The organism is Bombilactobacillus thymidiniphilus (assembly GCF_023380245.1).
GTDB classification, from domain to species: domain Bacteria; phylum Bacillota; class Bacilli; order Lactobacillales; family Lactobacillaceae; genus Bombilactobacillus; species Bombilactobacillus thymidiniphilus.
On record NZ_CP093365.1, the window covers coordinates 914,622 to 938,669 of the forward strand.

Here is a 24,048-nt window from a genome sequence, read left to right on the forward strand (position 1 = left end):
TAAGGAGGAGTAAGCGATGAAACAAAAAAAGATTTGGCGCTTAGGATTGTTATTGTTATTTGGTGGCTTAATTTTTGGTGGTAGTCGGCAAATGAAGGTTTACGCTGACTTATATCATCCACAACGTGTAGCAGTGCATGATCCATCAATCTTTCGTGACCCTAAATCTAATGAATTTTATATCTTTGGCTCGCATCAAGCGCAAGCTAAATCGAATAATTTATTAGATTGGACGCCAATGTTTAAGCAAGAATACGAACAACCTTCGCAGATTTTTACTAATTATGATCAAGAGTTAAAGCCGATGTTTGATTGGGCAGGTCATAATGATGGTGATACAGCAGGCGGTAATTATGCAATTTGGGCGCCCGATGTGGTCTGGAATGCACAATATCGTTGGAATGATGGCACAAAGGGTGCTTATATGTATTACTTTTCAACGTCATCAAGCTGGATTCGTTCGGTAATTGGTTATGCGGTTTCTAAAAATGTTGAAGGACCTTACCATTATGTAGATAGTGTAATCTATTCGGGTTTCACAAAAACGGGACAAAAACAAGCACCTAGCACTAAAAGTACCGCTTATCAACAAACTAACGTTGCTAGTTTAATCAAGCAAGGCAAGATTTCCGGTTTTAATAATAAATGGGTTCGCGGCAATGGTTATTATAATAATGATTATGCGCCCAATGCGATTGATGTGAATGTAACTACGGATAAGAATGGGCAAATGTATTTGGCTTATGGTTCGTGGTCGGGTGGTATTTTCATTTTGCCACTCAATGCGCAAACAGGGCAAGCAATTTATCCAGGTAAAGATAGTACAAATGCTGCTGGACAAAATGTGGATCGTTACTTTGGTACGCACTTAATTGGTGGTTATCATGAATCAGGTGAAGCACCCTATATCAAGTATGATCCAAAAACAGATTATTATTATTTATTCACGACTTATGGTGGATTGTTTAGTAACGGTGGCTACAATATGCGCCTATTTCGTTCTAAAACCATCGACGGCAAGTATGTCGATAGTAATGGCAAGCAGCCGATTTATACTAAAGAAGCTAATAGCGATGTAACTAAGCAAGATAATCAGCAATACGGTGTCAAAATGATGGGTAATTATGATTTTAATTGTTTGCCATCTGCTTATATGTCACCAGGGCATAATTCTGCTTATTTAGATAATGATCAGACAATGTATATTGTCAATCACACACGTTTTAATAATGGTGCTGAAAATCATGAAGTGCGCGTGCACCAAACAATTATGAACCAGGATAATTGGCCGGTGTCGTTGCCATTTGAATATACGGGACACGAATTGCAGATTGATCGTAGCAATCAGCAAAAAATTATCAATCAGATTCCGGGCACTTATGAGTTTGTGAATAATAATACGCAAACACAAGTTACTGCTATTCCCAAAGCACAAGTGACGTTGGATGCTCAACATCAAGTCAAAGGCGCGCTAACGGGAACTTGGAGTGTGCATTCTAATGGCTATCAGCAATTACAAATGGAAATTGTGAGCGCGAATGGTCAGCATTATACCGGTCAATTCAAGCTGCAGCAAGATGAATCTGCGCAACGTAATAACGTGCTTGTTTTTGCAGCTATGGGTAATAATGAAGTGATTTGGGGTTCCAAATTATACAATAAATAAATTTTCTATCATAATAATACTGAAATCGAAGTGGTTTCAGTATTATTTTTTGCATCTGCGATAAAAAACCTTTATAGTAACACTGTACTAAATAGTAAGTATTCACTAAATGATTAGGGGGGTGATCTAATGGATGATGCTGCTTTGTACGCGCTCTTTCCAGAAGCACGCCATTTTACGGCAGTTAAATATAAGTTGTTCCTTAGCGCTATTGAATTGTTTGCTAAACAAGGCTATAGCAATACGGCAACGCATCAGATTGCCCGTAAGGCGCAGGTTTCTGAAGCATCATTATTTAAGTGTTTCACCAACAAACAGGGTATTTTAACGATGATTTTGAAACCCGTGGCACACCATATTTTGCCAGATGTGATTAAGGAATTTTCGCAAAAAGTATTACAAAAAAAGACGGCTGATCTCAATGAATTGATTACTTTAATGGTTCATAATCGTCTGGATTTTTGCCAGCAGCATCAAGAATTGACGCAAATTTATTTGAATGAAATGATTACGGATGCTGTTTGGCGGCAAAAACTAGTACAATATTATCCGCAAACTTTGATGCAAGATTTTGATACGGAAATCAATTATTTGCGCGCACGTCAAAAGATTGTGAATTGGAATAATACAGAAATTTTCCGCTTTATTCTAACGAATATTTTTGGTTATTTTTTGGAGCACTATGTATTATTTCCGCAAAAATCATGGCAACCGCAAGTTGGAGTTTGTCATTTAATCACATTTATTACGAATGGTTTATCAGCCAATTAATTAAGGAGGTCTAGCGTATTAATATTTTGTATTGCGGTGATGATCAAATGTTTCACGGCATTTTATTATCGATGCTGTCGATTGCTAAGCATGCGCCAACACCGTGTAATTTTTATTTGATTACCGCTTCTCTAAATAATAAGAACCACCAATTTCAGGCTTTTAGTGCAGAACATGAGTCATTTTTGGCAACAGTTTTGCATCACAAAAATCCACAGCATACGCTAAATAAAATTGATTTAACGGAGCTTTTTAACCATTATCCGCCGGTAGCTAATCTCAATACGATGTTCACGCCTTACAGCATGTTGCGCTTGTATTTAGATTTGGTTCCGGCTATTCCTGAGCGAATCTTGTATTTGGATGCTGATGTGATTTGTCATCATGATTTTACAGAATTTTACCAGCAAGATCTTACAGAAACTGAATTAGTGGGCGTTTTAGATTATTATGGGCGCTGGTTTTTTCATTATCAATTACAGAAATTCGATTACTTGAATTCCGGTGTGTTGCTGTTAAATATGCAAAAAATTCGACAGACGGGATTGTTGGCTAAGTGTCGCACCTATTGTCGCAAGCATAAGCTTATCATGCCAGATCAATCAGCAATTAACAAATTTGCGCGCACAAAACGCTTTGCTGAGCGCAGATTTAATGAGCAGCATGGGGTGGACACTAATACAGTTTTTCAGCATTTTTCTACGAATTGGAAGTTGTTGCCCGTAATTCATACAGTGAGCATCAAGCCTTGGGAAATTGATAAAGTTTTGGAGCACGATTTAACCGGCAATGATAAGGACGTTTTTCTAGAATATTTGGCATTAATTCGTTAAAAATTGGTCCTGAAAATAAGCACGATACGGTGGGTAATTTTGCAGTAGCTCATCATGAGTACCAACGTTTTGCACTTGCCCATCTTTAATAAAATAAATTTGATCTGCGTTAATGATTGTGTTCAACCGGTGTGCAATAATCAGGGTTAAGCGCCCCACCATTAATTGATCTAGTGATTGCTGAATTAAGGTTTCTGATTCTAAATCTAAGCTAGCAGTGGCTTCATCAAGTAATAAAATTTTTGGATCACGCAAAAAGACGCGCGCAATCGCTAGACGTTGGCGTTGTCCACCGGATAAGTTCATGCCATGTTCACCAACTTGTGAGGCTAATTGCTCCGGCATTTGTGCCACAAATTCTTTGGCATGGGCTAATTCTAAAACGTGCCATAACTGTTTGTCACCATAGTTCTCTGGTAAGCCGTAAGTGAGATTCTCGCGAATAGTACCCGTGACAGCTGCAGAATTTTGATCAACCAAACCTAATTGTTGGCGCCAATGAGCTAAATTGATTTTCTGTAAATCAATGTCGCCGATTTTAATCGTGCCACTGCTAGGATAATAAAAACCTTCCAATAAATTGAAAATTGTTGATTTACCGCTGCCTGAGGGCCCCACAAACGCCACTGTAGTTTGGGGCTGGATTGTTAAATCTATTCCTTTCAAAGCTTGGCGCCCATCAGGATAAGCGAAGTGAACATCATGGAAAGTTAATAATTGTTGCTGGTAGTTAACGCGCAAACCTTTATTTTGATCTTCGGCAGGTTCAGCCAATAGGTCGCGAATTTTGCTGGTGGAACCATCAACTTTGGCTAAATCAGTCAAAAATTGTCCTAGAGTAGTGAACGGTACCATTAATTGCACTAAATACATCATGAAAGCAAGCAATGTGCCCATGTCTAAAGAGCCACTTTTGATGCGAATTTCACCGTATATTAAAATACTAAACACCGCTGCTAGCATAATAATGCCGGTTACGGGACCGACGATGGCATCATAAACTGCTTCTTGACGCCCGACGTGATATAATTGTTGCAATTTCCGGTGTCCGCTTTGATGTTCTAGTTTTTCAGCATTATCTGCTTTGACCAACGTGATTGCGCCAATCATTTCACTGATTTGCCCGTTAAATTGGGCAAGTAAATTTTGCCGTTGTCCAGCTATTTTGCTGGAACGATGAAAGACTGGCAATAAAATAAGGATTAATAATGGCACTGCCAAAAATAAAATCACGGTTAATTGCCAATCCATGGCTAGCATGAAAATCAAGGCACCAATTAATTGCAATAATGATGTTAGCATTTTAGGTAGGGAGTTCGCTAATAATTCTTTGACTTGATTAGCATCGTTGGTAACGCGTGAGGCAATTTCACCGGATTGCTTGGCATCAAAAAAGCCGAGTGGCACAATTAAAAGCTTGTCCCATAATTTTAAGCGTAATTTAAAGACTACTTCTTCACCGAAAAAGCCGAGAAAACTGCCCGAAAAGGCGCCAATTAACGTACTCAATAAAAAAAGTCCGCCTCCCAAAATTACTAAGCGAATATCGACGTGCGCCAGTGATTTTTGCACCATTGCCACTAATTGTTTTGCAATTATTGGGACGATTAGTTGAATGACAATTGACATAGTCCCTAGGGCGAGCCCAGCCACTAATTGCCAATAATTCGGGTTGATTTTATGTATAAGATCTCTTAAATTATGATAACTGTTACTGAGGTTTTGTCGGTTGAAATTTTGCACAAAGCTTACTCCTAAATTATTATTCTCTGTCATCTTAAATGAAGCAACTTACAAAAGTAAAGGATTAAATGATGTATCAAAAAACTATCCATTATCAATCTTACAGCGATGATGTCGTGATGTCTAAAAAACAAATGACTAAACTCACTGATAAACATCGCTGGATCCATACAAACTTCTTTTATCGTGTGATTTCTCAGCTATTTTATTATGTGATTGTTATTTTTAGTAGTTTGTATTGTTACGGTTGGCTGCATTTACGGTTTCGAGATATACATAAATTGCGGCACAATAACCAGAAAGGCGGTGTTGTCTATTGCAATCATACCCAACCTTTAGGAGATGCATTGTTGCCCTTTATAGCAGCTTTTCCTAAGCGACCATATATTATTTGTAGTCAAGCTAATTTAGGCATTCCCATCATCGGGCATTTGTTAACGCTGGGTGGTGCGCTAGTGATTCCAGACGGTAAAACTAGTTTGGGGAACTTTAACAAGGCTGTCAAAACACGTTTGCAACAAAAACAATTGGTATTTATTTATCCAGAAGCGCATGTCTGGCCTTATTTCACAGAAATTCGTCCTTTTACAAGTGCTAGTTTTCATTATTCGGCGGTGTTACCATTGCCTAGCTTTAGTCTGACTATAACTTATCAGCATGCTAAATTGTCTCGCCGCCCTAAAATGGTGGTTTATGTTGATGGGCCTTTTGCTTTTGACTCCCAGCTTACTCCTAAGCAAAATCAACAAAACTTACACGAGCAAATTCGCTCTAAAATGCAGATGCGCAGCCATAATAGCAATTTTAAATATTATAATTATATACAGGAAAGGAATTCCTCTAACTATGAATAATTCTAATCATGAAATTCCCGTCTTTTTTTCCGTAGACGATCACTATGCCCCTTATCTAGCGGTAGCTTTAAATTCACTTGTGCAAAATAGTAATCCTGATCGGTATTATCACGTTATCGTCTTGTGCGATGATTTATCAGCGACCAATCAGCAACAATTGCAATCACTAACGCAAAATCAGGTGCAATTGGAGTTTGTTTCTATTACGGATCAAATTAAAAAACAAATTACGGATACTGATAATAAATTACGCGCAGATTATTTTACTTATACGATTTATTTCCGCTTATTTATTGCTGAGTTGTTTCCGCAATTTGATAAAGCCATTTATTTAGATGCTGATACCGTGGTTAATACGGATATTGCTAATTTATTTGATATATCATTAGGTGCTAACTGGATTGGTGCAGTAGTGGATCGTTTTATTGTGGAAAATCCTGAAACTTTCAATTATGCGCAGCAAGCTATTGGCGTGAAGGGTGATAAATATGTTAATTCTGGTGTTTTGTTGATGGATCTCAAGGCGTTGCGCGAGAATCATTTTGCAGATCATTTCTTCCAGCTTCTTAATAAGTACCATTTTCGTAGTTTGGCGCCAGATCAAGATTATTTGAATGCCATTGCGAAAAATAAGATTCAGCGGTTAGATTCTAAATGGAATGTCATGATTACTTTTCCAGAGAGTACGCCTGCAGCGATCATTCACTGGAATTTATTTGAGAAACCTTGGTATTACGCTGCTGCTCCGCGTCAAGAATATTTTTGGCGTTATGCTAAAAACACGCCTTACTATGAGCAACTACAACAGCAATTGCAGCAAGTTGACCCAACAGCTGTACAAAAAGACGATAAAAACGCAGCGGAATTAATGAATTTAGCCGTCCAAATTGCCAAAACGGACACTACTTTTCGTGCCCGGGCCGAGCAAGGAGTGCAAATTTCCTTATGATGATTGACCATTTTGTCGATTTAGGCGATCGCCAGCCGGTAATTCAAAATATTCAAACTAATGTTCGCGATGAAGCTTGGCACGCTAAAGTCGAGATTAATGATCCAATCATGAGTTTAGCGGACGAACAGCAGGCAATTAGCGATTTCGAGCAATTATTACCCACTGTGAAGTATCGCTTAAATAATCATGCCGCGCGAACTATCATGAATTTGGCAGCGGCGACGCTGAGTAAAAGCTTGCAAGTTACGCCAAACAATAATTTGCCAGCTCTAAAAATGCCAGCTATTATTACTTCCAATCATTTTAGTCCGATTGATAGTTTGCTGCTTCGCCGGGGGTTGCAGTTGCGACGGATGGCGATTGTCATTGAACCGACCAATTTGAAAATGCCTGGAGTTTTGGGTTATTTGATGAATTACACGGATACGATTCCAGTGAGCCAAAGCTTTACCTATATGAAGAAGGATTTTCAAAGTTTAATTACACATACTTTGCATCAGCAATTGCCACTGCTAATCTACCCAGAGCGGGAAATGTGGTTCAATTATCGCAAGCCGCGACCTTTACAACGCGGGGCCTATTATTATGCGGCTAAGAATCAGGTGCCTATTTTGTCTTGTTTTACGGCAATGTATGATGCACCAACCAATAAAGATCCTCACGCGATCCGCTATGAATTAATGGTCTTAAAGCCGATCCTGGTAGATTCGAGTTTGTCAATTAATGCAGCGTCGGAAAAGATGCGCCAGCTTGATTATCAACAAAAAGTGGCGGCTTATGAACAAGCCTATCACAAAGCTTTTAAGCCGGAATTCGAAGCTGCAGATATTGCTGGGAATTATATGTAAAAGTGAGATATTTTATTAATGAAACGCTATTCTTAATGTTGATGACCTAATTCAAAATAAGGATAAATTTATATGATTAATCACTTAAGTGTGATAAAGACAAATAAAAACTTAAAATATCTTGTTTCAGCTAAATTTCTTTCTGATATTGGCTCCCAAATGCAACGTTTTGGTTTGCCCTGGCTCGTCTACGAATATACTAGTCTGGTAGCCTGATGGCATTAAATTTCACACTGACCTTGCTTCCGGGATTGTTATTTGGAATTATTGGTGGGAAAATTGCGGACATCGTTGATAGAAAAAAGATTCTGATATTAGGTGATATTATCTCGGGTCTTACAACAATATGTTTATTTGGTTTGCATCTCATTGAGCCCAATATTTCCGTAATTATCATCTTTGTTTTGACTTTTATTTTGTCGGCGATATCCTCATTTTATACACCGGCATTCACAGCGATTTTGCCCAATATCGTTAAGAAAGATGAAGTTGTTGATTCTAACAGTCTTTTGAGTCTTTTTGATTCCATTGTTAGCTTAATAGGACCGGTGTTTGCTACTTTGATTATTGGTGTTATGGGCGTTGCTCATTAATGCGGGTTCTTTTGTCTTATCAGGCTTCATTTTATTTCATTTAAAATATGTAAATGATGATAATGTAGCAACAGCTAACAAATCTCATTGGAATTTTAAAAATATGTTAACAGTTTTCGCCGATTTTTCTTGGCTAAAATTTTATCTGTATATTATGGTCGTGTTATATTTCTCTTTGGGGTGCATAGGAAGTATCTTACAATACTACTTCATCCATAACTTGCATTTAAAGGGAATCTATTTAGGTTTAACTTTTGTATTATTTGAGTTTGTTCCGGTTTTGTTAGCTAGTCTGCTCATTAATTATTTGATAGCGAAGTTTTCTTATAAATTCTCGATAGTTTTAGGTGTTGGTGTATTTGCTATTAGTATAATAACAATGGGTTTGAGTACTAATTATTTGATTGTTGTACTATCAGGAATGGTTCAAAACTTTTTTGGAACGATAGCCTTGATTTCTTGGGAATCAATTAGACAAGAAAGAATCCCCAGTAATACGTTAGGAACAGTATCAGGAGTTGTAGTTACTGTTCAATCGGTTCTAACACCTATTGGAGGAATTATCGCATCAATTTTATTGAGCAAAATTCACGTGCAAAATATATTCATATACTCAGGCTTATTTTGTTTAATATTAACGTTAATAATTTATGGAGTATTTGAATTTAATGATGCAACAGATTAATATTTGGTAGCTGATTGCGGGCTGATTAAAATATTCGCCCAAGAGAATTTATTAAGTGGAGTACTAATGGTCCACTGTTATATATAGCCCCACTGGGAAGTCCTGTTAGCGCAGGGCTTTTTTGCGTCCTTATCATGGGGCTAGCCAGTAATACCGGTTTAACACAATTGTGATTTTTAAAATAAAGATGTTATTGCATAGTGCGCAAGTCGATAATTGGTTTTTTTCAGCATAAAATGTTATTTTGAAAAATTATTGAGGTAAGGTAATCAAATTACTCAAAATCATTCAAGCAAAAAATTTACGACGAAGGTATAAATCAAACCGTATAAGGGATTATGTAACGTTGTCGCAATGTTAAGGAGGTTACAATGTGTGTAGCTGATGATATTTATTTTTATTTGCAGAAAAGTTAAATGAATTTATTTTAACCGAAAGACAAAAGGCTGTTTTACGTGCAAAGTTAATTTTATTGTCAGCGGAAGAACAGTTTATCAATAATTTAAAGCAAAATATTAATTGTTAGATACTATTATTAATCTGATTATTGCGTATATAATTTCAAAATTAGCAAATGTCAAACAATTACGGGTTGACGAGTAGCGAATTTTAAACAAGTTTTGCGTAATTTAAATGCGGATCAGATCAATTTGTTAAGCATAACTTGCCTACAAATATTGAATATTAGCTACAATAAGGATATTTGATCATGTATTAGCTAGTTATGTGGTTTCAATGTTGAACAAGTAAACAACAGAGTTTTTAATACAAGAATTAATATCAATTGAAAAAATAAAGAATGTTAGGAGTTGAACGGTAAAAATGATAAATACAACGCCTTGGTATCAATGGGTTTGGCCCTGGATTGGTTTAGGAGGGGCTATCGTAATTATAATTTTGCTATTTTGTACTAATTTTTTACGGCGCAACTTAAATATCACACGTTGGCGTGACCCAGCTTGGCTAGCTTGGGCCTTAACAGCAGCTTATTTAATTCATAACACGGAAGAGTATGGGATAGACTTAACAGGTGCTCTGTATAATTTCCCAACGACTATGTCAAAAATGTTAAATACTGGGGCAAGTGTCGGCGGTAATCCACCTGCAGACTTTTTTACCGCAGTCAATATATCAATGTTTTGGATTGCATCACCAATCGCAGCTGTACTTGCACGCAAAGGTCATAAAGTTTTTGCTGTTGGAATGGCAGGTGAAGAATTGTTAAATGCTTTTTCTCATATTGTTCCTTTCTTTATTGGTCGTGGTTATAATTCAGGAGCTTTATCAGCAATAGTTATTTTCTTACCACTTTCTTTGTGGACTTTTTATAGTTGTTTCGGGAAAGGAAAGCTGAAGTATGTTACAATGTGGCTTGTTGTTGGAACCGGTGCCTTTTCCCATCTATTTTTGATGGCTTCCATTATAATGTTTACACATGGACTAATTGGCTCACAAATTTTAGTTTTACTGCAAATTATTAATGCATGTCTAGCCTTATTCTTATGGTGGTTAATTGAAAATGTAGATGGAAAGCGGTTTGTGCAAATAAAATATTAGTCATGTTAATTTAACTGCATGATGAACAGATATTGGAGATTTTTTTTATGACAGAACAAAAAAAGACGATGGAAGCAGCATATTATAATGAATTTGGTGGACCTGAGGTTCTTGAAGTTGGTCAAATGCCAATGCCTCAAATTAGTGACAATCAAGTGTTAGTCAAAGTTGCCGCTGTTTCCTTTAATCCCTTAGATGGTTATCAAAGAATGGGACAATTGGGAGATGTTCAGTTCCCACATATTCCGCAAATTGATTTTTCTGGGATAGTTACGGAAGTTGGAAGTCAAGTTACAGATTTTAAATCTGGTGACAGAGTTATTGGAGCTAACGTTGATTTTCAAAAAGATGGTGCGGCAGCTGAATATGTTGCTTTGGCAATTGATGATCCGACAAGTATGCTGGTCCATGCACCAAGCAATGTATCACTTGCTGATGCTGCTACCTTGCCTTGTGCAGCCTTGACTGCTTACCAAGGTTTATTAACACATTGCCAGGTCAATAAAGGTGATCGTATCTTCATTGCAGGAGGTGCAGGAGGAGTTGGTTCTTTTGCAATCCAGATAGCTAAAGGGCTAGGAGCTCATGTTATCTCATCTGCTTCTTCGAAGAATTTAGATTTTCTGAAATCTTTAGGTGCAGATGATGTTTTTGACTATGCAAATGATAGCCTAGAAAACCATGTGAATGAAAAATTAGATGCTGTTTTTAGTATTGCGCCGATCTCGACGGAAGCACTGGATCAATTTATTCCTAGCATAAAAGAGGGTGGTCATCTTGTATCTACTCTAAATCCAGCAAGTGAAGAGCTGGCTGAACAGTATAAAATTAAGGCTTCTACTATGGCAGTGACTCCTGCAACCAATGATCTACAAGAAGTTGTTAAATTAGTGGAAAACAATGTTGTTAAACCATATGTTACTGAACGTTATCCGTTAGACCAAATTGTGCAAGCCCATGCAACTGCTGGACAAACACATGGCAAGGTAATAGTTGTAGTGGACAATGATCTTAATTAGAAAATTTTAGCGTATAGGATTATTTTGTAGCCCACTTCATTTTAAGCGTGTGGATGATGGATTTAATTTGAGGAGAATGTTTTATGACTGAATTTTCAATACCAGAACCAGAAAAATTTACTGAGCTTTTATCTTTAAAAAACAAAGTAGCTATTGTAACGGGTGGTAGTCGCGGTATCGGGAAACAAATAGTTAAGCGATTATCTGAAGCCGGGGCTACAGTAGTTTTTACGGCCAGAGGAAAAGACGCTTTACAACAAACTCAAGAAGAAATTACCGCTGCAGGTGGCAATGTTGTGGGAGTGCAAGCTGATTCTAGTAAAATACAAGATTCTAAGCGGGTGGTTGACTACACCGTTGAAAAATTTGGAGCAGTTGATATTTTAGTTAATTGTGCAGCTGTTTTTCCCATGAAAAATGCTATGGACATGGACGAAAAAACTTGGGATCAGACTTTTGCGATTGATACTAAGGGAGCCTTTTTCTTTGCTAAGTTAGCTGCAGAGAAAATGATTGCTGCCGGCAATGGTGGACGAATCATTAATATTTTGTCGACGGCCGCTAATAAACCACTTAGTTCGTTGATTGCTTATGGTGCCGCTAAGAGTGCATTATGGTATGTTACACAAGCATTGGCACAAGAGTTAGGACAAAATGGTATTGTTGTGAATGCAGTAACTCCTGGTGGAACGATGACCGAAGAACGTTTGGCAGCTTTAAAAGGCGGTGACATGGGAGATCTAGCTCAGTCATTTGCGGGTTCTGATAGCGCTAATGGATCGGATGGACCTGATTTTAATACTATTTTAAATAAATTACCTCAAATGATAAAAAGCATGATGCCTTTAGGTCGATTAGGCTTCCCAGATGATATCGCGAAGGCAGTTTTGTTCTTAGCTTCTGATATGGGTCAGTATATCAGTGGAGTGAACATCACTGTTGACGGTGGTCAAAGCTTAGCAGATCCTAAATCTTCTATGATGCAAAAAATTCAAGATTCTAGTAAAAATTGATAAAAATTATTTGTTCTAAAAATTAAAGTTTATTTTAAAACACCTGTATTATTAGCATTCACTGTTAATATTATGGGTGTTTTATTTTGCTAGTCCTGCAATTCATACTATTGTACGACCGTCTACTGTCCATTTTGGCTTGTTTGGTCTAATGCATTATCTTGAAAGGGATCAATAAATTATAATAAAAAAATTTTAACCGTAATAGTATAATCAGTAAGCAAAAGAGGGTTGCTTCCGTTACGCCTTCTTAAAAACAAGCAGGAGATGACTTAGATGTTAGTTAAAATAGCCAAATCAAAATGGTTTGACTTGCTAGGAATTGCCATTGTCATAATAATTTCCATTGCTTCAGGTTACTTAACAGAAACCTTAGCTGATGTAGTCAACTGGGGTTCGTGGACACGTTGGGTGCCCTTTGGTATTATCAGTATTTTTAATACCGTTTTGTCAGTTATGTCAACGCGCTTGACTGGGCGCATGTTAAACTCTGGTAATATAGTAGGAATTATTAATACTGTTTTATCAGGAACGATTGACTATCTACTAGGAAATAAAGCTGCTGTTATAACTTATCCCATTACTTTTATAATTTATGTACTAGCCATTAATAAGTGGAAAAATAGTGAGAAATATAAAGCAAGTAAGCCTTTAACCGGCAGGAAAGGTTTGCTGACGGTGTTAGCTATCTTATTAGTTAGTTTTGTGTTTAGTTATCTCGTGAATTATGCTGGTTATCAAGGCAAAATTAGTCTTTTGTTCTGGTTAACCACGATAGTTTTTGGGTTATCAATGGCGGCGAATATTTTAAATGCGATGAAATTATCTGTTCAGTGGAGTTATTGGTTCATATATAATATTGCTCAGTTAATTAAAGCTTTTGTTCAGGGGAACTTTGCTAATGTCGGAAAATATATTTATTATATTATTAATGCTGTTGCTGCAGCTAGCTTCTGGAAAAAGCCAGCCTAGATAAATAAAAAAAGAAGAGACAATTTTCTCTTCTTTTTTATTTAATGACTAGCAATCAAGTAATAAGAAATACTATTTAAAATTATTGTCACCTCATACTAGCTAGTTAATTATTTTGGTTTTACTACTGCTAAATCCTTAAGGGTACAAAAACTACAATTCTCTCGCGGATACTACTTGTTTAGTTTTACTACTGCTAAATCCTTAAGGGTACAAAAACTAAAACATAGATCAAAGATAACCAGTTATAGTTTTACTACTGCTAAATCCTTAAGGGTACAAAAACCTCAAATCAAATAAAAAGTCTAATAATTATTTTACATATGAAGTTTTTGCACAATTTAATAAAAGATTTATTAAACAAAATGACGTCTCATAGCCTAATAATTTCTCATTGATTTTATCATAGCAAAAACATTGACAAATAGTAAAGTTCTTTAATATTTAATTACACTGAAATTATTAACAATACCTAAATGTATATACAAATGTATTGATAATAACTATATTTTAGTATATTCTTTGACAAAGAAGGTAGGTGATTTTCAATGAGTAAATTTGTGACGCTTCGAAAATCTGGCAATAGTCTTGTTTTAACTGCTCCATCGACTTTAAAAGATAAGGTTGGTTATAAGTACGAAGTTGAGAATAGATCTGACGGTTCTATTGTTTATCAACCAGTAAAAAAGCAAAATATTTTTGATAATTTAGATTGGATGCAATATGATTACCAAAAAGATTTATTAGAGGATCCTGAATTACAACAGCTTAATCCAGTCGGAAAAGAATGGCCGAAAGAATGAAAATGCCAGAACAAAAAGATGTTGTTATTGTAGATGCGGAACCTTATTCAGGAAGAGAATATGGTGGACATGCACCGCATAGTGGCAATGTTAGACGACATATGGTTGTTATGAGTTCGAGTAGTTATACAAAGGCAACGGGCATGATCTTAGCAATGCCAATTACAACATCAAATAGATATATGAATAATCCACGTTATCTGCCTATTCTATTAAGTGGTGGCAAAAATGCAGGTGTTAAGGGATTTATCGCACTTTGGCAATTGCAGAATTTTGATTTTATGGCCCGCAACGGTGCGATTGTAAACAAAATTAGTGATAAAACTTATCAAGACTTGTTACCTTATGTAAAAGACATGTTAGGTTTGTGATAATTTATGCAAGAGATTTATAAGTAGTGCTATTCTGAAATCTTTTGGGAAATTCTTACGTATAATTAATACGTAAGAAACTGAAGGACTGCAACAGGGTAACCAGAATAAACAAAAAAATTGCTTCACATGACTTTGGCTGTTGCAGCGCCTTTTTTATTTATAAAACGATTATGTTATTTTGAGAGACTTCGTAAAAAAATAAATTTAATTTGGGCAATGTACCTTTCTTTTTAGTTTTGCTGAATTTTTAGGAGTACAAAAACTGATCATGAATAGAATCAATTTAAAAATACGTTTTACTACTGCTAAATCCTTAAGAGTACAAAAACAAAACCGTCACTTTGATGTCCCCGTCGAGTGTTTTACTACTGTTAAATCCTTAAGGGTACAAAAACATAAAACTTTTTGCGCTGGAACGATAGCCAGTTTTACTACTGCTAAATCCTTAAGGGTATAAAAACCTCAAATCAAATAAAAAGCCTAGCAATTATTTTACATATGAAGTTTTTGTACGTTTTAATGAAAGATTTATTAAACAAAATGACGTCTCAAAGCCTAATAATTTCTCATTAATTTCATCATAGCAAAATGCGCCGTCAATAGTAAAGTTCTTTTGATAATCCACATAAAAAAATAGCGCCGATCAGGCACTATTTTTAATGATAAAGTCGCGTATTGATGAATTCTAAAATCGCTAAAATCATTAAGCCAATTCCTAAAATCCTAAAGAATAATTGCAGCATGCCAAACGGGTTAAAGATTAAGACAACACCTACAATAATCAGTAGCAACGAATAAATATAATCTGGCCAAGGCGTGATATTAACATATTTGCGATTCACACGCGCATTGAAGAATTGATTGACGCCATTAATTAGTAAGATAATCCCTAAAATTAGTGGCAACAATGGCAATAGAATATGTGCCACCGGAAAAATTAAAATTGCTAAAATAAAAGAAATCGTTGCTGTTGCAAAGGGACTATTGTTATCGCTATTGTTTTTAGCTAATAGCCAACCATCACGCAAAGCAATGATGCCTAAAAAAACCAAGTAAGCTGCGATGAGATAAAGTATACCATTTAAGCTTTTATTAGGATTGAGCACAATTAAAAGCCCAGCTAGAAACAAAAATACAATTCTCAACCAGCGATACCAATGAAACTTGCGTGAATATTGATTCATATATATCACCTAAATTTAAAATGTAAACAATTAAAGTAACTCGAAAGATAATTTTGCTAATGCATGGCGCTGGATTTTACCACTGCCAGTGCGCGGAAAAGCCGATATTCGGCGAAATTCCACCGGCACTTTATAATGTGCTAAGTTTTGACGTCCAAAAGCTTGTAATTGTGCTTTAGTTAAAGAAGCATCGTCTATGAGATAAGCAATCGGTACTGCGCCCCACTTATTGTCTGCTTGGTGGTCAACCACGATTTCTTTGATAGCCGGTATTTGCTGGTAAACAGCTTCAATTTCGTTGGGAAAAATATTTTCGCCACCAGAAACGAACATATCATCACTTCTACCTTGCACAAATAAATAATTTTGTTCATCTAAATAGCCGACATCACCGGTTTTAAACCAACCATCTGGTGTTAATTTTTGTTGGAATAAAGCATCATTTTGCCAATAACTTGGGGCTAAAGCAGGTGACTTAAGTTGGATCTCACCTGTAGAACTAATCCGCACTTGATTGGTAAACAGCGCTTGACCGCACGAGCCCGGTTTGCGTGTCGCGTCAGCTGGATTTAAAGCCACAATATTGGAACAAGTTTCGGTCATACCGTAAGATTGTACCAATGGAATTTGCCGTTCTTGACATTGTTGCAAAGTTTGGCTGTCGCTAGGTGCACCGCCCAAAAACATTAAGCGAAAAGCTGAATTATATGGCGTTGCCTGTGGATTGACTGCTAATAATTCTTGTAACATTGTCGGCACTACAGAAAAAATTGTTATTTTTTGCGTAATTAATAATTGATGACATGTGGCAGCAGAGAATTTAGGCTCCAAATAAATCGGAATGCCATAAATTAAAGAACGCAGAAGAATTGAAAAGCCAGAAATATGAAATAACGGTACTACACACAACCAAGCATCTTGTTGAGTAACTTGGAAATTTAATAACGTGTTCATAGCCGAAGCCCAGTGATTACCATAAGTTTGGATAACGCCTTTGGGCTTGCCGGTTGTGCCAGAAGTGTACATAATGCTGGCAATATCGCTATCTTGCAACTCAGCTGCTTGATAAGATATATTTGCTAAGTTTTGTAACATTTTTGGTGTTAAAATTTTAGTATTCGTGACTGCTCGTAAATTTTCTGGTACTTGATTTTGGTCACAGAAACAATATTTAACTTGTGCATCAGCTAATTGATCTTGCAACTCATTAGCAGCTAGTCGCGTATTTAACAAAACTAGCGTGACATTAAGTTGCTGCAAAGCTAATATATTGAGATACATTTGCCAACTATTTTGTCCAAAAAGGGCAACGCGATCTTGTGATTGTAAGTTTAAAGTCGCGATTTTTTGTGTTAGTGCGCGAACTTGTTCATAAACTTGCGCAAATGAATACGCTTGTCCTTGATAAACAAGTGCAGTTTGTTTTGGCGATAAAGTGGCACGTTTAGTTAACCAATTGTCCATTATAGCTGATCCTTTTGTCCAAAAAGCATATTATTAGGGAAACTTGGGGAATTTATCAAAATCCGGTTCACGTTTTTCTACAAAGGCATCGCGCCCTTCTTTACCTTCATCGCTTTCATAAAAGAGCATTGTTGAATCGCCGGCGATTTGTTGCAAACCTGCTAATCCGTCGGTGTCGGCATTCATGGCTGCTTTAATGAAGCGCAAAGCTGTAGGCGATTTTTTCAAAATTTCTTGACACCAAGCTAAAGTTTCTTTTTCTACGTCAGCTAAAGGAACAACTTTATTGATCCAACCCATTTCTAAAGCTTCTTGGGCTGTATAAGGTTTGCACAAGAACCAAACTTCTTTAGCTTTCTTATGACCAATGACGCGTGCCAAGTAAGCTGAACCGTAACCGGCATCAAAACTGCCGACTTTAGGACCAGTTTGCATGAATTGAGCATTATCAGCAGCAATAGTTAAATCACAAACTAGTTGCAAAATATTACCACCGCCGACAGACCAACCGCGCACCATAGCAATAACAGGTTTAGGAATAACGCGAATTAAACGTTGCAAATCTAAAACGTTGAGGCGAGCAATCTTATCTTTGCCGACGTAACCACCGTTGCCCCGAACTTTTTGGTCGCCACCAGAACAAAAAGCGAGATCACCTTGTCCGGTTAAAATAATTACGCCAATACTTTCATCGTCGCGGCAATAAGTGAACGCTTCGATCATTTCTTGAATGGTGTCGGGAGTAAAAGCATTGCGTACTTCCGGACGATTGATTGTTATTTTAGCAATGTGGTCCATACGTTCAAACAAAATTTCGGAATAAGTAGTAATAGTTTTCCATTCAGCCATAATAAAACTCCTTTAATATTTAATGAGGTAATTTAATGAATCTAATCGAATCTTTGCATATCCAAACTGTAACTAAGACGCCGGAAAAAGTCGTTTTACAGATGCCTGTGACGGCTGAGGTGAAACAACCTTTTGGTTTGGTACATGGTGGCATTAATGCAGTTTTAGCCGAGACAGCTGCGAGCATTGGTGCTAATCTAACTTTAGACACTGAACATGTTGCTGTAGGCTTACAAATTAATACGAATCATCTCCGCAGCGTCCAAACGGGAATTCTATATGTTCAAGCTGTTCCTGTCAAAATCGGACATCAGGTGCAAGTTTGGCAAGCAACCACATATCAAGTTGATGTTACTAAAGCGACCAGTTTTAGTACGGTTAATCTTAAGATTCAAAAAATTAGCAGTTGATTTCTGGGTATCACTTGTAATAGCATAGTTAATTAGTGCTAATTGGTCAACTGCAAACAACATCGTGTTAATATGTGCACAATCATTTGTGAAAAAAGCTTTCAAAGCCTAGTTATGGAACCACATTTATTTAACTTTAGTTTGTGATTGATTAGTGTTAAAGTATCTAATATGTAGTTAGAAATTTATTCGGAGAAGGATTATATTATGACAAAAATTAATGCAGCCGATAAAATGGTCCAGGTCATGGAAGCTTGGGGCATTGATAATGTATATGGTTTGCCCGGTGATTCAGTTGATACAACAGTCGAAGCTTTGTATCGTCAACGTGACAAAATTAAGTTTACACAAGTGCGCCACGAAGAAGTTGCTGCTTTAGCTGCTGCTGCACATGGCAAGTTAACAGGTAAAGTGAGTGTTTGTTTGTCCATTGGTGGACCTGGTGCGATCCATTTATTGAATGGTTTATACGATGCTAAGATGGATCATGCCCCAGTTGTGGCTATTTTAGGTCAAATTCAATCGCATTTGTTAACGACCGGCTTTTTCCAAGAAGTTAACACACCAACATTGTTTGAAGATGTCGCTGTTTATAATCAAATGGTTACCAATCCCAATACTTTGCCCGCTGTGATGGACGAAGCTATTCGGGCTGCTTACACACATAATGGTGTAGCTGTGTTGACGATTCCTGATGATATCCCTAATCATACTATTTCTGATACTTTCCAACCAACGGCTGAGCAATTTTACATTGATAAACCACAAACTAATATTACAGATATTGATAAAGCTTTAGCAATGATCCAAAAAGCTAAAAAACCAGTTGCTTTAATTGGTGGTGGTGCTAAGAATGCTCAAGTTGAAGCTAAAGAATTCGTGGAACGCTATTCTATCCCATTTATTCAAACTATGCCTGCTAAAGGTACAATTGATGACGATCATCCTAATGCCTTAGGACAAATTGGTAAATTAGGTACTAAGCCGGCTTATGAAGCTATGTTCAACTCTGATTTACTAATTTTAATTGGAACAGATTATCCTTATGCACCTTACTTGAATAAGAAGATTCCAGCTATTCAAATTGACAATGACCCAGAAAAAATTGGTCACCGTCATAATATTGATTTAGCATTGGTAGCTGATTCTAAAGATGCGCTAACATTATTGAATACTCGCGGTGAAGTGGTAGCGCAACGTCCATTTTTGTCTGCTTGCCAGAAAAATATGAAAACTTGGCGTTCTTGGATGGAAGATGCTAAAAATAAAAAACATACTGGCGTTTTGCCATCTAAAATGTTTGCTAAGATGAGTGAAGTTGCTCCAGATAATACAGTTTGGTCCATTGATGTTGGTACTTCTACTTCCTTTGGTGCGCGTTTCATCGATGTTAAGTCTACTCAGAAATATACTATTTCCGCTTGGCTTGGAACAATGGGCTGTGCTTTACCGGGTAGTATTGCTTCTAAATTAGCAATGCCTGAACGTCCGACCTATGCTATTTGTGGGGACGGTGCTTTTGCTATGGTCATGCAAGACTTTGTTACTGCTGTTAAATATGATTTGCCAATGGTGGTCGTAGTATCTAATAACCACTTGTTAGCTTTCATTGAATACGAACAACAATCTGTAGGTCAACAAAACTACGGTATTGATTTGGCAGATATTGATTTTGCTAAATTTGCCGAGGCTTGTGGCGGTATCGGTGTGACTGTTAAGACAGACGAAGAATTTGCACAAGCTATTGAGCAATACAAGAATCCAACTAAGCCAGTTTTAATCAATGCTGCAACTTATGATGAAGCGCCTTTACCAGGTAAAATTGTCAAGGATGAAGCTGAAGGTTACTTGAAATTTGGTTTTGAATACTTCAAAGAAAAATTCGAAATTCCTAAGATGCCACCATTGAGAGAAATCATGCGTCAATTCTTATAGAATATAAAAATGCTGTCTCTTCAAAAAAAGGCAGCATTTTTTAGTTATAATACGCCAAATAAAAAACGTACATCGTTAACATAATAGTTGAAGATGTGCGTTTTTTATTGAGTTGTTTTATCGATCAGGGTAACTGATCTGATTTTTTTGCTCCGTGTACCAATTCTCCCAAGCTTGGGGCGTATCTAGAGTATCAACCGCCAAATCGGCATTTTGGATCAAATCATCCAGCAACAGATTGATAATTTCTATGTGACGGTTGATGAGGAGCGGAACGATGTCCTTCAGGCGAAAACTACGATCCCAAGCAATAAAAGCATTCAATTCATTAACATGATGATCCACATCATATTGAGAAATAACTTCCAAGTCATCAGCATTGAAATGATGAATATAAAAGGTTAAAAATGATGTGATGAATTTCTCACTGTAACGCTTATCCACACAATTCCTCCTTAGATACTACTTTTCATCATACACTAAAGAAGCCAATTATAAAAGATTTACTATGATTTGTGATTTTGCCAATAAGTTGTGCTAATTAATAATATTCCCATGACGGTAGCGATAATTAGCTGCATAATATAAGTTCCTTGTAACAAGTTTTTGGTGAAATGTCCCACAATGCTATTAAATAACAAAGCAGAACTAGAAAAACCTAGGCTAGTGATCGCTGAAAAAATCCCCATTACTAACGGATAATGTTGAGCAGGCGTTAAAGTGGATAAAATATATGGTACCGTCATTAAGGTGGAAGCACTAGCAGCACCAATGACAAAGGTTGCTATAGCAATACTGAACGCACTATGCCAAGTTAACAGCAACAAACTGCCGAGGATTACTAGAGAAAAGTTGAACACTAAAATATATTTTTTAAACAAGCGACGCAACCACCTAATAATTAAGCCGACCACAATGGCTGCTAAGCCGTCTAACATCATAATTTTACCAGCTAAAGCGGGAGAACCAAGCTTAAACTGCTGAATATATAAAGCATTTTTGTTGTACAAAACAGCTTCTAATAAAACCATGACGCTAGCAGCTAATAAGTAATAAATAATTTGGGATATTTTAAGAGTGGTTACCACCTCGTTGGCTGGTGTACCTTCATTTTTTTGATCGGGTCGTCGATTAGGAATAACGATGCAAGTAATGACGAGTGTAATTAAAGCTAGGAAAAATAGGTAGTAAGCATGTAGCCAATTTTGACTAGCCAATAAGCCACTGAAAAAAACGAGTAACATTGAAGAACCATTCTCAATAGCAACTACAATGCCCAACATGGTGGCTAATTTTTCTCCGTCAAAGGCATAAGCTTGTAAACTCGGCAAAAGTGTTGTGATACCGCCAGTACCCAAACCAGCGATGAACCCCCAAAGTAGTAACTGATTGACTGATTGATGTAAGAGTAACGGTAAAAGTCCCCCCAGACTTAAAATGGCAACACTTATCAGCGCAATCCATTTGAAAGACCAGCGATTGAGCATCTTGCCGATTAGTAAGGCAGAGATTACTGCTGCTGCGTCACCAATGGTTGCGATAGATTCGACAGCAGTATCACTAGCTTGTGGAAAAGCATGTGCAATAGCTGCAATAGCAGGTGAAGTAGAGGACGATAAGCGGGCAATTACAGCTAAAGCGATGATCCCTATGAGAATATGAGTTGACTTTTTAGAAGACATAAAAGTTCCTTTCTGAATAACAATTTAATTTTTATGAAAAATAATAACGAACTACCTACATTAATTGTATAGTAGTGATATATTAAATTTTGCGGAGGACTGTTGATGGAATTTGATCAAGTACAACCAAGAAAGAATACTTACAGTATTAAATGGGACGGCGCAGCAGCCGTTTACCACCACAAAGAAGTGTTGCCGATGTGGATTGCGGATATGGATTTTCAATCGCCACCAGCCGTTGTTAAAGCGATATGCGAGCAGGCACAACGTGGTATTTACGGCTATGTAACGGAGCCACAGACAACGCGGGTGCCCCAAGTGATCGCCGATTGGTTGCAGAAACAAAATGACTGGCAAATTAATCGCCATTTTCTAGGTTATAGTGCGGGAGTGGTCAATGGTTTGTCACTAGCGATTCGCGCCTTGACACAAGAAGGTGATGCAATAATTACGCAAACACCACTTTATGGTCATTTTCAAAGTGCCGTAGAAAGCAGTAAGCGCCGTTTAGTTACTAACCCTTTACATCAGCACAATGGTCGTTATGAATTTGATTGGCAATTATTTGAACAGCAAATTCAAACCAAACAGGTTAAAATGGCCATTTTATGTAATCCACATAATCCCACGGGACGCGTATGGACTATAGCTGAATTAAAACAATTTGCGCAAATTTGTGAACGGCATCAAGTCATTATTTTGTCTGATGATATTCATAGCGACTTGATTTTGCCAGGTTATCATTATCAGCCATTAGCTAAAGTTTATCCGGAATACCAAGATCAGATTATCACTTTTAAGTCGCCTTCAAAGACTTTTAACTTAGCGGGTTTGCAGTTCGCTTACTATTACACCACTAATAAGCAATATCGGCAACAAATGACGCAACAAGCTGCTTATGCTTGTGATCCTGATCTACCAACGGCGTTTGCTTTGCCAGCAGTGATCGCAGCTTATGAGCAATCGGATGAATGGTTGCTCGATTTATTATGTTATTTGAAAGACAATTTGCAGTGGATGACTGCTCAAATCGAAACAACTACGGCTGCTAAGGTTACTCGCAGTGAAGCAACTTACTTATCTTGGATTGATGTCAGTTATTTACGAGTTTCTGAAAAAGCTTTGCAAACAGCTTTAGCGGATCATGGTGTGGGCTTGCAAACTAACGAAGATTTTGGTTTGAGTGCCAAAGATGGTTTATTCATTCGCTTGAACTTTGCTACAGCGCGCAAAACGCTAGAAGAAGGCGTGAATCGCTTGATTGAAGCTCTGCAAAGTTTAGAGCATAAGTAAAAATATATCACATGTGACATGTAGATTTCGTTCAAAATTTATTACCTTTATTTTTGCGAAAATTAGACAATTAACTGGTTTAAAGACTAGATGTTATTCAGTCGCCTTCAGGCGGCTGTTTTTGATTGCATTGTGCACAAATACCCTGCAATTCGACAAGTTGTGTTTTAATGATACAATTGCCCAATTCAGCTTGCGCAGTGGCAAAATCGGGCAACGGAATCTCTGTGGTACGTCCGCAATTTTGGCAAATGAAATGACTGTGTTTTTGTGATAGAAAGTCACATTGAAATTTAGCACGTAAGCCATTTTGAAAATGCTTAGTCTCGACAATGCCGATATCATGCATTTCTTTAACATTACGATAGACTGTTTCATGACTCATTTTTGGAAACATAGCGCGTAAATGCTGATCAATTTGGGCTAGCGCAATATAATAATCCGCATTTGTAGCCAAATATTGCAATAAAGCTTGGCGTTGCTTAGTCAATTTATAATTATTAGCTTTTAAAACAGCGAGTGCTTTTTGTAAATCGGACAATTGCTCA

At 37.0% G+C, this 24,048-nt stretch carries 24 protein-coding genes; 17 read left to right on the forward strand and 7 right to left on the reverse strand.

Going from position 1 to position 24,048, the window contains the following annotated elements:
* Nucleotides 1-16: 16 nt before the first annotated feature.
* The 3 genes from MOO47_RS04795 to MOO47_RS04805 all read left to right on the forward strand — a co-directional run bounded on the left by MOO47_RS04795 (nt 17) and on the right by MOO47_RS04805 (nt 3,270).
* Nucleotides 17-1,666 (forward strand): glycoside hydrolase family 43 protein, encoded by a 1,650-nt coding sequence (locus tag MOO47_RS04795; RefSeq protein WP_249512335.1) that lies wholly within the window; start codon nt 17-19, stop codon nt 1,664-1,666.
* A gap of 129 nt (nt 1,667-1,795) precedes the next feature.
* Nucleotides 1,796-2,437 (forward strand): TetR/AcrR family transcriptional regulator, encoded by a 642-nt coding sequence (locus MOO47_RS04800; RefSeq protein ID WP_249512336.1) that lies wholly within the window; start codon nt 1,796-1,798, stop codon nt 2,435-2,437.
* A 26-nt stretch (nt 2,438-2,463) separates the two neighbouring features.
* Entirely contained in the window at nt 2,464-3,270 is an 807-nt protein-coding gene (locus MOO47_RS04805) for a glycosyltransferase (RefSeq protein ID WP_260523896.1), read from the forward strand.
* Here the strand turns inward: MOO47_RS04805 and MOO47_RS04810 are convergent.
* Nucleotides 3,259-5,046, reverse strand: coding sequence for an ABC transporter ATP-binding protein (locus tag MOO47_RS04810; protein WP_396022016.1), 1,788 nt, complete (start codon nt 5,044-5,046; stop codon nt 3,259-3,261). The two genes, MOO47_RS04805 and MOO47_RS04810, sit on opposite strands and share 12 nt — an antisense overlap.
* A gap of 86 nt (nt 5,047-5,132) precedes the next feature.
* Here MOO47_RS04810 and MOO47_RS04815 point away from each other — a divergent pair, with 86 nt between their 5' ends.
* The 11 genes from MOO47_RS04815 to MOO47_RS04865 all read left to right on the forward strand — a co-directional run bounded on the left by MOO47_RS04815 (nt 5,133) and on the right by MOO47_RS04865 (nt 14,680).
* The gene (locus MOO47_RS04815) at nt 5,133-5,867 is read left to right on the forward strand and encodes a 1-acyl-sn-glycerol-3-phosphate acyltransferase (protein ID WP_249512339.1); all 735 of its coding nucleotides are present in this window, start codon (nt 5,133-5,135) and stop codon (nt 5,865-5,867) included.
* The gene (locus MOO47_RS04820; RefSeq protein WP_249512340.1) at nt 5,860-6,816 is read left to right on the forward strand and encodes a glycosyltransferase family 8 protein; all 957 of its coding nucleotides are present in this window, start codon (nt 5,860-5,862) and stop codon (nt 6,814-6,816) included. The genes MOO47_RS04815 and MOO47_RS04820 overlap by 8 nt, the downstream gene beginning before the upstream one ends.
* Nucleotides 6,813-7,667 carry a lysophospholipid acyltransferase family protein gene (locus MOO47_RS04825; protein WP_249512341.1) on the forward strand — a complete coding sequence of 285 codons (855 nt, stop codon included), beginning with the start codon at nt 6,813-6,815 and terminating at the stop codon, nt 7,665-7,667. The genes MOO47_RS04820 and MOO47_RS04825 overlap by 4 nt, the downstream gene beginning before the upstream one ends.
* 215 nt (nt 7,668-7,882) lie before the next feature.
* A complete protein-coding gene (locus MOO47_RS04830; RefSeq protein ID WP_249512342.1) occupies nt 7,883-8,260 on the forward strand; it encodes an MFS transporter in 378 nt (125 codons plus the stop codon).
* Nucleotides 8,250-8,945 (forward strand): MFS transporter, encoded by a 696-nt coding sequence (locus MOO47_RS04835; protein ID WP_249512343.1) that lies wholly within the window; start codon nt 8,250-8,252, stop codon nt 8,943-8,945. The genes MOO47_RS04830 and MOO47_RS04835 overlap by 11 nt, the downstream gene beginning before the upstream one ends.
* Nucleotides 8,946-9,767: 822 nt before the next feature.
* Nucleotides 9,768-10,502 carry an HXXEE domain-containing protein gene (locus MOO47_RS04840; RefSeq protein ID WP_249512344.1) on the forward strand — a complete coding sequence of 245 codons (735 nt, stop codon included), beginning with the start codon at nt 9,768-9,770 and terminating at the stop codon, nt 10,500-10,502.
* Between the two features lie 47 nt (nt 10,503-10,549).
* Nucleotides 10,550-11,521 (forward strand): NADP-dependent oxidoreductase, encoded by a 972-nt coding sequence (locus tag MOO47_RS04845; RefSeq protein ID WP_249512345.1) that lies wholly within the window; start codon nt 10,550-10,552, stop codon nt 11,519-11,521.
* An 83-nt stretch (nt 11,522-11,604) separates the two neighbouring features.
* The gene (locus tag MOO47_RS04850) at nt 11,605-12,534 is read left to right on the forward strand and encodes an SDR family NAD(P)-dependent oxidoreductase (RefSeq protein WP_249512346.1); all 930 of its coding nucleotides are present in this window, start codon (nt 11,605-11,607) and stop codon (nt 12,532-12,534) included.
* 276 nt (nt 12,535-12,810) lie between these two features.
* Entirely contained in the window at nt 12,811-13,506 is a 696-nt protein-coding gene (locus tag MOO47_RS04855; protein WP_249512347.1) for a nicotinamide mononucleotide transporter family protein, read from the forward strand.
* Between the two features lie 560 nt (nt 13,507-14,066).
* Nucleotides 14,067-14,309, forward strand: a complete 243-nt coding sequence (locus tag MOO47_RS04860; protein WP_317617082.1) for a hypothetical protein — start codon at nt 14,067-14,069, stop codon at nt 14,307-14,309.
* A 2-nt stretch (nt 14,310-14,311) separates the two neighbouring features.
* Entirely contained in the window at nt 14,312-14,680 is a 369-nt protein-coding gene (locus MOO47_RS04865; RefSeq protein ID WP_396022017.1) for a type II toxin-antitoxin system PemK/MazF family toxin, read from the forward strand.
* A gap of 659 nt (nt 14,681-15,339) precedes the next feature.
* Here MOO47_RS04865 and MOO47_RS04870 read toward each other — a convergent pair.
* The 3 genes from MOO47_RS04870 to menB are packed head-to-tail and all read right to left on the reverse strand — an operon-like array spanning nt 15,340 to nt 18,180.
* Nucleotides 15,340-15,867, reverse strand: a complete 528-nt coding sequence (locus MOO47_RS04870; protein WP_249512349.1) for a DUF308 domain-containing protein — start codon at nt 15,865-15,867, stop codon at nt 15,340-15,342.
* 30 nt (nt 15,868-15,897) lie between these two features.
* Nucleotides 15,898-17,331, reverse strand: coding sequence for an o-succinylbenzoate--CoA ligase (locus MOO47_RS04875; protein WP_249512350.1), 1,434 nt, complete (start codon nt 17,329-17,331; stop codon nt 15,898-15,900).
* A gap of 33 nt (nt 17,332-17,364) precedes the next feature.
* A complete protein-coding gene (gene menB, locus MOO47_RS04880) occupies nt 17,365-18,180 on the reverse strand; it encodes a 1,4-dihydroxy-2-naphthoyl-CoA synthase (RefSeq protein ID WP_249512351.1) in 816 nt (271 codons plus the stop codon).
* 35 nt (nt 18,181-18,215) lie between these two features.
* Between menB and MOO47_RS04885 the strand changes: the two genes are divergently transcribed.
* Entirely contained in the window at nt 18,216-18,590 is a 375-nt protein-coding gene (locus tag MOO47_RS04885; protein WP_249512352.1) for a PaaI family thioesterase, read from the forward strand.
* Between the two features lie 207 nt (nt 18,591-18,797).
* Nucleotides 18,798-20,525 (forward strand): pyruvate oxidase, encoded by a 1,728-nt coding sequence (locus MOO47_RS04890; protein ID WP_396022018.1) that lies wholly within the window; start codon nt 18,798-18,800, stop codon nt 20,523-20,525.
* A 117-nt stretch (nt 20,526-20,642) separates the two neighbouring features.
* On the opposite strand, the gene MOO47_RS04895 is transcribed toward MOO47_RS04890, so the two are convergent.
* Together MOO47_RS04895 and MOO47_RS04900 are read right to left on the reverse strand one after the other, a co-directional pair.
* On the reverse strand, nt 20,643-20,969 hold the full coding sequence (locus tag MOO47_RS04895; RefSeq protein WP_249512353.1) for a hypothetical protein: 327 nt from the start codon (nt 20,967-20,969) through the stop codon (nt 20,643-20,645).
* 62 nt (nt 20,970-21,031) lie between these two features.
* On the reverse strand, nt 21,032-22,207 hold the full coding sequence (locus MOO47_RS04900) for an MFS transporter (RefSeq protein WP_249512354.1): 1,176 nt from the start codon (nt 22,205-22,207) through the stop codon (nt 21,032-21,034).
* Nucleotides 22,208-22,312: 105 nt separating this feature from the next.
* Between MOO47_RS04900 and MOO47_RS04905 the strand changes: the two genes are divergently transcribed.
* Nucleotides 22,313-23,500 carry a MalY/PatB family protein gene (locus MOO47_RS04905; protein ID WP_249512355.1) on the forward strand — a complete coding sequence of 396 codons (1,188 nt, stop codon included), beginning with the start codon at nt 22,313-22,315 and terminating at the stop codon, nt 23,498-23,500.
* Between the two features lie 97 nt (nt 23,501-23,597).
* Here the strand turns inward: MOO47_RS04905 and MOO47_RS04910 are convergent, their stop codons facing one another.
* Nucleotides 23,598-24,041 carry a Fur family transcriptional regulator gene (locus MOO47_RS04910; protein ID WP_249512356.1) on the reverse strand — a complete coding sequence of 148 codons (444 nt, stop codon included), beginning with the start codon at nt 24,039-24,041 and terminating at the stop codon, nt 23,598-23,600.
* Between the last annotated feature and the right edge of the window lie 7 nt (nt 24,042-24,048).